Origin of the sequence: Janthinobacterium sp. LS2A (genome assembly GCF_036543145.1) — a bacterium.
In the GTDB taxonomy this organism is placed as follows: Bacteria; Pseudomonadota; Gammaproteobacteria; order Burkholderiales; family Burkholderiaceae_D; genus Janthinobacterium; species Janthinobacterium aestuarii.
Window position 1 is genome coordinate 876,502 of record NZ_JAZHPB010000001.1, and the last position, 13,133, is coordinate 889,634.

Annotated in this window: 12 protein-coding genes; 7 read left to right on the top strand and 5 right to left on the bottom strand. The window is 58.7% G+C overall.

Features of this window, described 5'->3' with window-relative positions:
- Positions 1–180 precede the first annotated feature (180 nt).
- On the top strand, positions 181–594 hold the full coding sequence (locus tag V3C40_RS04065) for a MerR family transcriptional regulator (protein ID WP_331776600.1): 414 nt from the start codon (positions 181–183) through the stop codon (positions 592–594).
- Positions 595–637: 43 nt separating this feature from the next.
- Here the strand turns inward: V3C40_RS04065 and V3C40_RS04070 are convergent, their stop codons facing one another.
- The gene (locus V3C40_RS04070) at positions 638–2,806 is read right to left on the bottom strand and encodes a TonB-dependent receptor (RefSeq protein ID WP_442907217.1); all 2,169 of its coding nucleotides are present in this window, start codon (positions 2,804–2,806) and stop codon (positions 638–640) included.
- 476 nt (positions 2,807–3,282) lie between these two features.
- On the opposite strand from V3C40_RS04070, the gene V3C40_RS04075 reads away from it, so the two are divergent.
- From V3C40_RS04075 to V3C40_RS04090, 4 genes are all read left to right on the top strand, one after another.
- Entirely contained in the window at positions 3,283–3,864 is a 582-nt protein-coding gene (locus V3C40_RS04075; RefSeq protein WP_331776602.1) for a hypothetical protein, read from the top strand.
- Positions 3,865–4,048: 184 nt separating this feature from the next.
- Positions 4,049–4,222: a rolling circle replication-associated protein gene (locus V3C40_RS04080; RefSeq protein ID WP_331776603.1), complete on the top strand. Its 174-nt coding sequence runs from the start codon at positions 4,049–4,051 to the stop codon at positions 4,220–4,222.
- A 33-nt stretch (positions 4,223–4,255) separates the two neighbouring features.
- On the top strand, positions 4,256–4,597 hold the full coding sequence (locus V3C40_RS04085; RefSeq protein WP_331776604.1) for a hypothetical protein: 342 nt from the start codon (positions 4,256–4,258) through the stop codon (positions 4,595–4,597).
- A 454-nt stretch (positions 4,598–5,051) separates the two neighbouring features.
- Positions 5,052–6,071: a hypothetical protein gene (locus V3C40_RS04090; protein WP_331776605.1), complete on the top strand. Its 1,020-nt coding sequence runs from the start codon at positions 5,052–5,054 to the stop codon at positions 6,069–6,071.
- Positions 6,072–6,458: 387 nt separating this feature from the next.
- Here the strand turns inward: V3C40_RS04090 and V3C40_RS04095 are convergent, their stop codons facing one another.
- Complete coding sequence (locus V3C40_RS04095; RefSeq protein WP_331776606.1) at positions 6,459–7,442, bottom strand: hypothetical protein; 984 nt, start codon at positions 7,440–7,442, stop codon at positions 6,459–6,461.
- Positions 7,442–8,308, bottom strand: coding sequence for a hypothetical protein (locus V3C40_RS04100; RefSeq protein WP_331776607.1), 867 nt, complete (start codon positions 8,306–8,308; stop codon positions 7,442–7,444). The genes V3C40_RS04095 and V3C40_RS04100 overlap by 1 nt, the downstream gene beginning before the upstream one ends.
- 389 nt (positions 8,309–8,697) lie before the next feature.
- Here V3C40_RS04100 and V3C40_RS04105 point away from each other — a divergent pair, with 389 nt between their 5' ends.
- Complete coding sequence (locus V3C40_RS04105) at positions 8,698–10,077, top strand: chitinase (RefSeq protein ID WP_331776608.1); 1,380 nt, start codon at positions 8,698–8,700, stop codon at positions 10,075–10,077.
- A 64-nt stretch (positions 10,078–10,141) separates the two neighbouring features.
- On the opposite strand, the gene V3C40_RS04110 is transcribed toward V3C40_RS04105, so the two are convergent.
- A complete protein-coding gene (locus V3C40_RS04110) occupies positions 10,142–10,921 on the bottom strand; it encodes a hypothetical protein (RefSeq protein ID WP_331776609.1) in 780 nt (259 codons plus the stop codon).
- A gap of 207 nt (positions 10,922–11,128) precedes the next feature.
- Here V3C40_RS04110 and V3C40_RS04115 point away from each other — a divergent pair, with 207 nt between their 5' ends.
- A complete protein-coding gene (locus V3C40_RS04115) occupies positions 11,129–11,557 on the top strand; it encodes a DUF2061 domain-containing protein (protein WP_070301688.1) in 429 nt (142 codons plus the stop codon).
- A 92-nt stretch (positions 11,558–11,649) separates the two neighbouring features.
- Here the strand turns inward: V3C40_RS04115 and V3C40_RS04120 are convergent, their stop codons facing one another.
- Positions 11,650–13,110, bottom strand: a complete 1,461-nt coding sequence (locus tag V3C40_RS04120) for an amidase (RefSeq protein ID WP_331776610.1) — start codon at positions 13,108–13,110, stop codon at positions 11,650–11,652.
- Positions 13,111–13,133: the final 23 nt, after the last annotated feature.

Below are 13,133 nucleotides of genomic sequence, written 5' to 3' on the forward strand. Positions count from 1 at the left end.
TTGCGATAGCCCCACGATAAGCTTTAAGCAAACTTGAAGGTCAAGCCCCGAATCGAAAAAATTGCAATCTCCCTTGCGCCATCACCCGCCGCTTGACATTCAAGCTGGCTTCAAGCTTATAGTTGAGCATGGCGTCGTGATGACACGGATAGGCAAGCACAAAAAATCAGCGGGGAAGTGATGAAAATTGGTGAATTGGCCAAGCGCAGCGGCTTGGCGGCCTCCACGATTCGGTTCTACGAATCCAGGGGCCTGTTGAAAGCCGTGAGCCGGCAATCGAATGGCTACCGCGACTATCCTCTGGAAGCGGTGGCGGTACTGTCTATTATCAGCGACGCGCAGCAGGCGGGCTTTTCCCTGGACGAAATCAGGCAAGTCTTGCCCGAGGATAGCTCATCATGGAAACATGATGAGCTGATGGCCGCGCTGAAAAAGAAGATTGCCGATATCGAATCGCTGGAAGTGCGACTGGCGCAGAACAAGGCCCATCTTTTGTCGCTGATTCAACTGATCGATGCAAAGCCGGACGATGTGGACTGCAAGGACAATGCAGCCAGGGTCATGGAAAGCATGGGCATAGGCAGTAAAAATTAAACCAAGGAAAGATAGTCAAGCCCGCGGCAAGCGCATCGACAAATCAGAAATCGACGGCGGCCGACAGTTGCATGGTGCGGGGCGCCGACTGCGAAACGGTGCCATACGAGGCCACGCCGGCCCAGTAATGGCGGTCGAATGCGTTCATCAAGCCGGCGCGCAAGGTCGTCGCCTTGCCGGCGATGGCCGTGCGGTAGCGCAAGCCCAGGTCGACCTTGGTCCACGACGGCACCGATTGCAGATTCGTCTGATCCACAAACTGCTTGCTCGTGTAACTGACGGCGCCCGTGGCCGTCAGGCCCGGCCAGTACGGCAGATCCCATTCGCCGCCCAGGTTGGCCATCGACGTCGGCACGCCCACGGGGCGCTTGCCCATGGTGGCGGCGTTGTTGGTTTTTACCAGGCGCCCGTCGAGCAAGGTGATGCCGGCCAGCAGGCGCACGGTCTTGCTGGCGGCGCCGGACAGGTTCAGCTCCAGGCCCCGGTTGCGCTGCTCGCTATCCATGCTGTAGACCTTGCCGTACAACTGGCCGCTGGGCTTGGTCACCTGGAACACGGCCAGCGTCGCCAGCACGACGCCGAAATCGGCCTTCGTCCCCACTTCATATTGCTTGCTCTTGTAGGGCGCGAAGACCTGGCCCGCGTTGTCGGCGATGTTCGGGGCGATATCGCCCTTGCTCAGGCCCTCGATATAGTTCGCATACAGCGACACGTGGCGCAGCGGCTTGACGACGATACCAGCCAGCGGCGTCAATGCGCCTTGCTTGTAGCGCGTGGTCAGCGCGCCGCTGATGGCGTTGTAGTTTTTCGATTCGACCAGCTGGCGGCGCACGCCCAGGGTCAGCTGCACGCGCTGGTCCAGCATGTCCAGCGTATCGGCTACGGCCAGGCTGGAGAGGGTGGACGCGGACAGTTTCGGCACGCGGGCCGGTGCGGCAATGCCGGGGTCGGGCACGGCCACGGGATGGTAGATGTTCGAGGTGATGAGTTTGCCTGAATTGCTCACGCTGCCAAACTCGTCGCGGTAGACATTGCCCATCACGACCAGCGCATGCTCGACGCCGCCCGTGCGAAAGCGCGTGCGCACGCCCGTGTCGCCGCTGGCGCGCCGCACGCGGAATTTCCAGTTCATGGGCGTGACCGTCATGTCGCCGGCCGCGCTGGTGATCGTCGGCGTCTGGTCCGAATAGCGCGACACGTCCGAGCGCGTGCCGCCCACATCGGCGAACACGGTGACTTTATCGTTCACATCGTATTCGAGCTTGCCCAAGGTGGCCAGGTCGTTGGACTTCCACCAGCCCCAGGACTGGGCGATGTTGCGCCGGCCATCGGGTGCTTCCGGCACGGGCAGGCGCGCGGCCACGAGGAAAGGGCGCGTGGGCGCGTCGATCCACTGGTATTGCTCGATCACGTCGAGCGAGGCGCGCAGCCGCTGCCCCTGGTAGTCGAGGGCGACGGCCGCCACTTCCGCGCGCGACGTCTGGTGGTCGAGCGGCGTGTGGCCCTGGCGGTGCAAGCCATTGAAGCGGATGCCGAAACGCCGCTCCTCGCCGAAGCGGCGGCTGACGTCGATGGCCGCACCAGCCTGCGAGCCCGAGCCGTAATCGAGCGTCAATCGCGTCAGGTCGCGCGGCAGCGAGCGTTTCGGCACGGCATTGACGACGCCGCCCACGCCGCCATTCGGCGACATCCCGTACAGCAAGGCGGCCGGCCCCTTGAGCACCTCGACGCTTTGCAGGTATTCCGTAAACAAATGGTAATTGGGCGACACGCCATACACGCCGTCGAACGCCACTTCACTCAAATTACCTTCGTTGAGGGGAAAACCGCGGATAAAAAACGAATCCGTGACGCCGCCGATCTGGCCCGTGAAGCGGGTGGACGGATCGCCGCCCAGCACCTCGGCCAGAGTCAGCGCCTGCTGGTCCAACATGCGCTGACTTGTATAGCTGTTGACGCTGAACGGCGTATCGAGCAAGTCTTTTTCCCCCAGCAAGCCAGCCCGCGCGCTCTTGGCAATCTGCCCGCCGGCATCCGCTTCGGCCTGGCCTGTGACGACGACAGTGGCAAGCGGGCTCTGCGCGCCTGCCGTTGCTTGCGCGTAGACGGAGGGTGGCACGCTGGCAATGAGCAGGCCGGCGAGGATCAGGCGGGCGGCGAGGGGATGATGGACTGGGAATGGAGTAGGGCGTGAGGATGGCATCGATGGCATGGCGCAAGGTTATAAGAAGGAAAACTGTGCGCACTATACTATAAATGAGAATCATTACCGTTTATATTTTGTGGACTATGCGCTGTGGTGGCTATGATTCGTGCCATGAGGATGGCCGCTATGACCTGCGTCTTGTGCCGAACATTGACCCAGTTTCCCCAGTAATTCGCAAACGAATCTGCCCCACGTTTGAAGCACAATCCACCTGTCCCATGTGATCCCATGAAATTTCCACGCCTGAATCACCATGGCACCGCCGTGCGAGGACGTACGCCGCATACCGTCAAATTTCTTCGAAATTTCCCCACAATCACTCGTCATAATGTTGCACAATCGGTTACCAATGTGACTGGAGTGAAGTTCGCATTACTGGATCGGTACCGTTTTTTCATGCGATTCACCCCAGCTTCATTGGGGTGACGTTTGGCACGACCGAGCAGGCTGTCTAGATAGCTAAATACATATGTGGGAGAGCGATGGAAGAATTGGTTGAGCCTGACAACATCTGTGAACTGGACATTCGTGCCGGTATGTTCGGCTGGAGTCCCAGAGAGCGGCATGCACTCGTATCATCGGTAGATATCGTGGAGACGGTGCCGGAGGCCGTGCAACGCCTCTTAATGACGGCAAAGAATCTGGTTGTCTTTTCCTGCTTTCACTACCCGTTCAATATGGTTGCTGCCCAAACCGCATTCTCGGCGATCGAACTAGCAGTCAGGCTGCGTAGCGAGGCGGATGGACTTTCCGGCAACCTCCGGGGGCTGCACGACGCCATGCAACGCGCGATTAATCAAAAATGGATCGCCGACGATGCGACTCTTTCGCGTCCCCTTCGACAACAGCAGGTGTTCAGTCCCGAAGCGGGACTGACCTACGTTGAGGTACCCGCCGCAGAGCAGTTTGTCGAAGTGTTAGGAAAGGTGTTCCCGAAGTATCGAAACGAGATGGCCCATGGCAGCAGCATCATGGACAATCTCGGCGCCGATATGGTTCTGGACGCCAATCGAATCATCAATCAGATCTTCCGCCAGACTCCAGTTTCAAATTCCTTACCATAGCGCTCGGCGTTTGATCGCCCCAACCTTCGTGACTCTCGAAAGAAATACATTTCCGCATCGTTTGTCGAGGTGCTGCGCTCTGACTCCACCTTGCGGGGCCTGTCGCTGGCCGCCTCCACACTTGCCGCTCGGTTTGGCGCAGCCTTTTCCACGTCCACCGGTTCGCTGAGTGCACAGAGAAAACATGCTGGACCGCGAGCCTGCATTAAAACACTGGAAGGCGTTTTGTCGAAAACTTGGTAAGCATAAACAATTTCATTATGTAGCGATCATTGAGGAACAGGGGCGTGGTGCTTTGCATTTTCATGTGGCCGTCGCAGGGCGGCAAATGTATGCACTGCTGCGCTCCATCTGGTAAGGCATCCTGGGCCATGGCCCGAACGGCGAGCAGATGGGACAAGTCCACGTCCGCGACCCGCACCGTTTCGGCTTCGGCGTGGCCGGGGCGCACAAGATCGCCAGTTACATAGCGAAATACTGTGGCAAGGAAATGCAGTGCAGGGCGCTCGACCAGAAACGCTACTTCCGCTCCAGGGGCATCGTGGTGCCGGAAGTCGATGTATGGCGGGTGCCGTTTTGTACAAACATGCTGCGCGCTGCGCAGGTCGCATTCCAGGCGCTATCAGACCATTGCATGGACGGCCTGCAGACCTGGTGCAACAACAATCTCGGCGTCGTGTATCTGGCGACCGCACCGGGATTACCACAAGCGGTGGACGATTGTCCGTTTTGACAGTTACTTCACCTTGATTGACGGGGAGGAGGGACGTCACATGGCAAATTTTGATGCTAATTCACTGCGGATACTTGAACAAATAGAGGATGAGTTTCGCAATCAGTACTGGATTATTCGTAACTCTAGGCGCACCAACTGGAGGGCGGTCAACCGGACTAGGATGCTTGGCGATTTTATGTACATGCTTGGGGTGCCAAAGTGGGCTGTACAACAAGCTCGGTATTGCCTCCGTTTAAGGGTATGTGAACGATGCTTTAGAGATGAGGTTCGCTGCTATGGTATCTGCGCCCGTGCCAGACGTGGCGACTTCAATACATAGTTAGGAATTTAGCTCGTACAATCAAAATTATGCACACATTTAGAGTTAAAATTGTTCCATTAAATAATTTTCTCAAAATTTTATTGAGATATTTATGGCGATAATTATTAGGTAAAGGATATAAAAATCAATATGGTGAGTTCTAATAAAAAACATTTTACTATTGCTTCAGATAGTATCTACGCTCCATCAAATGGGGTTCCACTAACTCTTGATATAGAGTTAGTGCCTCAGCCAGCCCCGAAGGTGGCTTGGTATGAGAACGTCACATTTTTTGTTGCAGCAATTGGTTTGATAGGTGTACTTTGCACCGTCTGGCTTGGATGGTGGCGAATGAAGAAGGAGCTTTCTCAAGCGTTGACTTTGGCAAAAGATGCGCGGGACTACTCAAGGGGGCAGGCTGAGGAGGATCGTAAACTTGCAATGGATCAAGCAAATGCTGAAAGAAAGCATAGTGCAGATGAGGCGCATCGCGAACGTATTGCAACGGCACGCCGGATTGTATATTTAGATGCAACTAAGGAAGTGGTAAAAGCACATGCTATTATCGGTCGTCTGACACAAAAGACACTAACCGAAATTGGTTCTGATAATGGACTAAATGATCTTTCTGCTGCTGTGGCAAAGGTGACGATTTTGGGAGGAATGAATACAATTCTTAAAAGTCGTGAAGTTCTGAATTTGATAAATTTGACTTACCTCAAAGCATTGGCTCTCACCGCGCCTATGCAGCTAACAAAAGACGAAATTAGTACAATGACCTCTCAAAGGGAGGCTGCGAGCACTAATGCTGAAAACATCCAAAAGAAATTCAAAGATCTGACTCGTGATGGAAATTATTCTCAAGAGGCCTCTGAGTTAGCTGAAGAATCCCGAATTTTACATGCCCGGGCTGTGGAGTATGCTGATGCCGTCGTTACTCTTCACGAAAAATTTAATGAAAAACACTATGAGTATATTGATTTTATTCTAAATGAGTTTCGTGAAATTCAGAAGGCAACCGACGAACTCATTATTATGATTCGTTCTGAATTAGAACTTGAGACGGATACTGATGCGTTATTCCAAAGTACTCAGAATATGTATGAACTAGCTAAGCGTGCTGCCGCCGATTTGAGGGATAATGTGGAAAGGCTAGTTAAGGATTACTAGGCGAAATCGCAAATTTTGTGGCGCTATGGGGCGGCAGCTAACTTACTCAGACGTGGCGAGCTGCCGAACTTGCACTACCAATAGTACATTCCACTCCCCGTCGTCCATTTGACATAATATAAATTATGCGAAGTTATGAATGGATTCGTCAAATCCCTCATTTTGCAACTTGTACAATCGCAAATGCGATTTCAGCCTTCTACGCACCGCTGTGGCGCTATGGCTTTTTGCACGGTTCCTCCGCGCCTCACTGCACCGCCCAGCTCGAACACAGCGCGTACGTTCCCCGATCTTTGGTATTGGCTGTTCCAGTTCGCTTCCGGCTGCTGCTTTGCGTCGCGCTTCGCAGATCGCCCAGCACGCCCGTCGGCCTGTCCACGCGTGCCACTACGGCTGCGGCTCCCAAACAAACACGGTTGCGCGGCGTGCTCTGGCGTATTCGGCTGGCGATGTGGCCAGGCTGCCCGCGCCGGAAATTTCAATGCTCCAGCGTTTAGATGGCGCGTGCGTGGCCAGGCATAGCGCTGCCGATGCCGCGCGTTGCAGGCTGAGCGCGTTGTTGGCGGCCGGCATGCCGCGCTCGTCGGCGGCGCCGCCAATCTGCACGCGCTGGGCGCTTGGGGACGCTTTTATCACGTTCGCGGCGAGCCGTGCGCAGTCTTGCTGCCTGGGCGTCGAACTGCCCGTCGCGAAGCTGATTTCGGCTGCCAACGTCCATTTTCCGGAGCCGTCGGCGACGATGCGCGGGCCGCGCTCGTTCTGGTGCTTGATTTCCTGGGCAAGGTCGGCCACGGCGGCGGACAGGCGATTGACGGTCTGCGGGTCTGGCGGGATGAACACCGGGTCTGTCGGCGGCGTCGTGATGTGCCCGCATTTGATGGTCGCCGGACCCATGCAATCTTGCCGCAAGTCCCCTGCCGCCACCTTGGGGTCCATCACGTCGTCGCGCCGGGCGCCGTTGGCGACGGCGGCGTCGAGAACCGGTGCGGCGCTGCCCGGTTTGCCCACGGCCTTGAACATCGCGTTCAAGACGCTGGCTTTTTGTTCCAGCGCCGTTTGATAGGTGTCATAGTCGATCGAACCGCTCCAGAAGCCGACGCAAGCCGAATAGCCTTCCTGGACCTTCTCCCTGACCAGCGGCGCAAACGCAACCGGTTTGATGGAATAGGAACCGGCCAGATAGATACCGGTCTTGCCGAGCGGTACCTCAAGCAGCGTCTTACAGCCATCTTCAAACGCGGCGCGCAAGCCCTGGCACATGTTTTCTGCCAGCGGATGCACGGCCGGCTCGATGCTGCAGCGGCCTTCGTGCTGGAAACCCGCATACAGCGCGAGGGCCGCCGGGATGATCACTTCCAGGTAGGGACTCATTATTTGGTGACCGGGCCGGCGGCCACGGCGTTCTCGCCGCCGGACACCGTGCATGTCACCGCCGGCGCATTCTTGCTGGCGTCGCGGGCGTTGACCAGGCGCTGGCCGCCCGCCTCGTAAATCTGCTCGAGCATCAGGCGCAGCGCCTGGGCTTCGTCATACTTTCCCATGCCCAGACCGATGACAATCGCGCGCGTCTGGTCGAGCGCTGGCCGGATGGCGACGGAAAAATCGTCCTTGGTCAAACACACCTTGGCAGCCGAACTTACTGTTTTCGTTCCGCTTGCCGAGCTTCCTTTTTTCCACTCCACATCCACTTCCTTGATGTGCAGGAAATCATAGTAGGGAATCGCAGCAACAAGCACGACGGAATCAATCTCATGGCGCTTGTTTGAAAAGCTGGCGTTGACGGCCGCTTTGTGCGCCTTTTTTTGCTCGGACAAGCGCGCCAGCTGCTGCTCGTACTGCGCCGCATCGTAGGCGGGCCAGGCATTAATGCCTTTGGAAATCTCCTCCATATATCGCTCATGTACCTGCGTCATGGCCGCCTGGTCAGGCCGCGCGGCAACTTCTTCCAGGATGCACAGGCGCTGCGCGAACAGGGTTTTGACGAGGGCTTCGTCACCGACGCCCGTTGAGCTCCACTTGGACGTGATGGGACTCATTTCCTTGCCCTCGATGACAGGCTTGAGCTGGAACGCCAGCCGGCCGTCCTTTCCCGTGATGCCAGGACAACTACCTTGCGCGTCGCCGACCAGCTTTTTTTGCTGGGGAGTCAACTCGGGAGTCAAACTTGCACAACCGGCAAGCATGGCGCTTGCGGCGATGGCACAAAGCCACAAGATCAGCGGGCGCGGTGTTTTCATTCTTATCCCCTGTGTTGAGGCAATAACAATATGCGCTACGATACGCCGAAGATGAGCGGGGAAATACGTTTATTGTCACAATGAAAATCTACAACAATTGTCACCGTGCCCCGGGCAGACGCTGCCCCAGCCGCTTTGCATGGCGTCCACCTCCCTTCCCCGCCCTGCTCCCGGCGTCATTCCTGGCACCATACCAGCGCGCCGGAAAACAGTCACTGGTATGGCCCGCATCGCCGGTCTAATGGGGAAAGATGGGAACTGGTATTGTGATCTTGCGCAAAGAATAAAACCAGTTGACTACCACCTGCAATGCTTGCACTCTGAAAAATCGGACGGTGTCCAGCCGGCCGGCAAAAAATACACAAGGAGACGCAATGAACCGGACAGTCATGAATACCCTCATCATTACCCTCTTCGGGGGAACGTTGGCAGCCTGCGGCGGAGGCAGCGAAGGATCCAGCGCAGGCGCCAGCCAGCTGCTGGCCGGCGCCACGCAAGCGGTCGCCTGCTACGCGCCGTGGAACAGTGGCACGGCCTACAACGGTGGCGGTCAGGCCAGCTACAACAACGTCAATTACACGGCCAACTGGTGGACGCAAGGCAATAACCCGTCGACCAGCAGCGGCGGCGCCGGCAGCGGCCAGCCCTGGACCGCAGTGGGAGACTGCGGTACGCCGACACCGACTCCTACCCCAACACCGACTCCCACGCCTACCCCAACACCTACGCCGACTCCCACCCCGACACCGACGCCTACTCCTACTCCTACTCCAACTCCAACTCCAACTCCGACACCTACTCCAACACCGACGCCTACTCCCACGGGCCTGGCGAAACACGCGCTGATCGGCTATTGGCACAACTTCACCAACCCCAGCGGCGCCACCTACCCGATCAGCCAGGTCAGCGACGACTGGGACGTGATCGTCGTGTCGTTCGGCGACAACGCGGGCGGCGGCAATGTCAGCCTGACCATCGATCCGGGCGCCGGCACGGAAGCGCAATTCATCGCCGACGTGGCCGCCAAACGTGCCAAGGGCAAGAAAGTCATCCTGTCGCTGGGCGGGCAAAATGGTTCCGTTTCCGTCGGCAACACGGCCGAAGCGACGAATTTCACCAACAGCCTGTACGCCATCATCACCAAATATGGTTTCGACGGCATCGACCTGGACCTGGAAAACGGTGTGGCGCAAGGCGCGGCCATCCAGACCTATCTGCCGATCGCCGTGAAAAACCTGAAAGCCAAGGTCGGCAGCAGCTTTTACCTGTCGATGGCGCCGGAATGGGTGTATGTGGAAGGGGGCTACACGAGCTATGGCAGCATCTGGGGCGCCTATATTCCCATCATCAACGCCCTGCGCTCGGAGCTGACGGTGCTGCACCCGCAGTACTACAACAATGGCGATATCTATACGCCGTACGCCACGGGGCCCATCAAGGCCGGCTCGGCCGACCAGCTGGTGGCCACGGCGCGCATGCTGATCGAAGGTTTCAATTACGGCAGCAATACCTTTGCCGGCCTGCGTCCGGACCAGGTGGGCTTCGGCGTGCCGTCGGGGCGCAGCTCGGCCGGCTCGGGTTTCACGACGAATGCCGACGTCAGCAACGCCCTAAATTGCCTGACGCGCCTGCTCAACTGCGGCACCATCAAGCCTTTGCAGGCGTATCCGGACTTCCGTGGCGTGATGACGTGGTCGATCAACTGGGACCGCCACGACAACTATAATTTCTCCGTGCCGACGAAGACCGTGCTGAAGACCTTGCCGTAACGGAGCATACAGGCCGGACGAGCACTATCCTCCTCCGGCCTGCATACTATATAGATAGGCGTGCTTACGCTACGGACTGGTACACGAGACGGTCCGGGTCGCCAATCAGGCGGTCCAACACGCGGTCGCGCCAGCTTGGCTTGCCGTCATGGGCAAGCACATGGCGGGCATAGGCGCAAAAGCAGGCAGCGTCGAGATGCCCGGCGCGAGGAATACCGATACCGCCAAAACGTCGGTCCAGCACGAAGAACCGCAGGCGCCAGCTGATGTCCGTCGCGCCGGCCACATCGGTTCTTTGCCTGTCTTCACGCGTGACGGCCACGGAAATGAGCTGCGCATGGCGTTCCCGCAGCTGGCAAAACAACAGCCAGGCCTGCATGTCCGCCTCATAGCGGCAGGTCGACACGCCGCGCACCAGCGGATAGCGCCCGGTGTGGCGCGCAATGCGGTCGCAGGCGAACTTCGCCAGCACCGTGCGGTGGTTGCCGCCGCCATCCGTGTACCAATCGTGGCCATCGATGGAACTGAGCACGATGCCATTGTCGAGTTCGCCGTTGAAATAGTAGTCCGGATTGCGTTCATATTGAGCAAAAACGGCGCGCATCTTGCCCGGTTTGTATTGCGGTGTCAGCGCCGCGTCGCGCCACGACTGGCCCGCATAGTGGTCCGACTGGCCGACGACGCTGCGCATATCCATGAGAGCGTTGCTCCGCAGGCGCTCGCGCACGACGAAATCATCGAGATTGGCGCCGTGTTGCGCAGGAAAAACGTCGCGCCACTCGGCAATCACTTGCTGCGACCAGGGCTGTGGCGTGGTCAGTACATCGTCAAAAAGGGTGGGCATGCTGTTCTCCAGAAACCCCAGCACATGCTGGTTTACTGTGTAGGCAGCAAATGCGCGTTTTGGACGGGATCAGGCAGATATCATTCAATTTCATATTTCGATAGTCTGTAGCTATTGATCCGTTTGAAATATTTTGCTTCCTTTTGTAAATGAGAATCGTTACTATCTAAATCAAGGATAAGCGAATTCAACAGAAAGGAGCCTCCCTTGTTTACAGCCATCAAAACATTCAGCCAGGTTTGCACGCATATGTCGATCGCCTTCGGCCTCGCCTACTTGCTCACGGGCTCCTTGGCGCTCGGTGGCTTGGCAGCAATCATCGAACCGATCATCAACGTGGCTCTGCTGCCATGGCATGAAAAAGCCTGGCACGCCATCCGCCGCCGCTACGCCGCCAGCCGCCTGGGCTTTGCCGCCCTGGCCGGTGAAAAACTCAGCCAGACGACCCTGCACATGGGCGTGGCGTTCGGCGTCATGTACTGGGCCACCGGTTCCATGGCCTTTGGCGGCTTGCTGGCCGTGGTCGAGCCGATCTGCAACGTGATCGTCCTGCCCTTCCACGACCGGCTGTGGGAAAAAGCCCGCTTTCGCCTGGAAAGCCGCGGCGCGGCGCCGCTGGCGACGCTGCCCACCTGATATTTTTCACTCAAAAACAAGGACTGGGGCCGGACCCGGCGGGTCCGACCCCGGCTTCTTGCCGTAGGCTAAAGCCGATATGGCGGCCGGTTTCAGCCGCCTTCATGGCATGCTGACACCTTGCCCGCCCACACGGGAGGCCTTTTTTGCACCCACGGCGCCGCTCGCTCCAGCTGTCCCGCCAGCCGCAGCAAGATTCCATCGTTCGCATAACCGGCCATGAACTGCATGCCGATCGGCAAACCGTCATTTGACATGCCGAGCGGCACGGACATGGCTGGCAAGCCCGCCACGTTCGCCAGTGGCGTGTAGGGCGAATGCTCGAACAGGCGCGCCGTCCAGCCAACACCGTCAAGTTTTTCCTCCTTCTCGCCATAGCGGCCCAGCTGCCACGGCACATCCGCCATGGTGGGCGTCAGCAGCACGTCGTACTGGCCGAACAAGGCGCCGGCCTGGCGCGTGACGGTATTGCGCACGTCGAGGGCGGCCACGAAATCGACTGCCGAGACCGTCTTGCCATGGCGGTAGCAGGCCAGGGTCGCCGGTTCCAGTGTGTCGAGCGGCACGGCGCGCCCGCTTTCCTGCGCCAAGGCGTCTATCCACGGCACCAGGTTGGCGCACCAGATGCTGGCGTTCGCCTGCACGAACGCTTCCCACGACACGCCCAACGCGGGCGGGACTTCTTCCACGTGGTGGCCCAGGCTTTCCAGCAGGCGCACGGTCGTGTCCAGCGCGGCATCGATGGCTGGCACGGGATGGGCGCCATTGCAGGCGGCGCGCTGCACGGCGATGCGCAGCTTGCCCGGCGCCACGCTCACTTGCGACAGCCAGCTGTGGCCGGGCGCAGCCGTCACATATGGCTCGCCCGGCAGCACACCTTGCACGCAATCAAGCAAGGCGGCGCTGTCGCGCACGGTGCGGCTCACGCCCAGCTGCACGCCCAGACCGCTGAAGATTTCGTCCATGGCGGGGCCGTTCGAGACCCGGCCTCGGCTCGGCTTCAAGCCGAACAGCCCCGTCGACGCGGCAGGCACGCGGATGGAACCGGCCGCGTCAGTCGCATGGGCCAGGGGCACGATGCCGGCCGCGACGGCCGCCGCCGCGCCGCCGCTGGAACCGCCCGCGCTCAATGCCACGTTCCAGGGATTGCGCGTGGCGCCGTAGAGCACGGGTTCCGTGGTGGTGGCAAAGGCCATTTCCGGCGTGCTCGTGCGGCCAAAGGTGATTAGTCCCGCCTGGCGGAACTGCGTCATCAGGTGGGAATCCAACGCGGCGACATGGCCGGCGCCCAGGCGGCTGCCCGCTTCGCTGCGCTTGCCTGCCATGGTGACGGCCACATCCTTGATCAAAAATGGCACGCCGGCGAACGGCGCCGTGTGGTCGATGTGTGTGAAATCGGCTGGCCACAGCTCGACCACGGCGTTGATGTGCGGGTTGACGGCAGTACAGGCGCGCACGGCCGCATCGTGCAATTCCGCCGAAGAGACGGCGCCATCGCGCACTAGTTGGGACAGCCCCAGTCCATCAAAGCTTGTATATTCATGTAGTTGCATCAGTTAGCTCCTGTAAAAGATGA

Coding starts and splice junctions, on each gene's coding strand:
- V3C40_RS04075 (WP_331776602.1), top strand. CDS start 3,283: ATGGAAGAATTGGTTGAGCCTGACAACATCTGTGAACTGGACATTCGT.
- V3C40_RS04120 (WP_331776610.1), bottom strand. CDS start 13,110: ATGCAACTACATGAATATACAAGCTTTGATGGACTGGGGCTGTCCCAA.
- V3C40_RS04100 (WP_331776607.1), bottom strand. CDS start 8,308: ATGAAAACACCGCGCCCGCTGATCTTGTGGCTTTGTGCCATCGCCGCA.
- V3C40_RS04105 (WP_331776608.1), top strand. CDS start 8,698: ATGAATACCCTCATCATTACCCTCTTCGGGGGAACGTTGGCAGCCTGC.
- V3C40_RS04090 (WP_331776605.1), top strand. CDS start 5,052: ATGGTGAGTTCTAATAAAAAACATTTTACTATTGCTTCAGATAGTATC.
- V3C40_RS04070 (WP_442907217.1), bottom strand. CDS start 2,806: ATGCCATCGATGCCATCCTCACGCCCTACTCCATTCCCAGTCCATCAT.
- V3C40_RS04085 (WP_331776604.1), top strand. CDS start 4,256: ATGGGACAAGTCCACGTCCGCGACCCGCACCGTTTCGGCTTCGGCGTG.
- V3C40_RS04080 (WP_331776603.1), top strand. CDS start 4,049: ATGCTGGACCGCGAGCCTGCATTAAAACACTGGAAGGCGTTTTGTCGA.
- V3C40_RS04095 (WP_331776606.1), bottom strand. CDS start 7,442: ATGAGTCCCTACCTGGAAGTGATCATCCCGGCGGCCCTCGCGCTGTAT.
- V3C40_RS04110 (WP_331776609.1), bottom strand. CDS start 10,921: ATGCCCACCCTTTTTGACGATGTACTGACCACGCCACAGCCCTGGTCG.
- V3C40_RS04065 (WP_331776600.1), top strand. CDS start 181: ATGAAAATTGGTGAATTGGCCAAGCGCAGCGGCTTGGCGGCCTCCACG.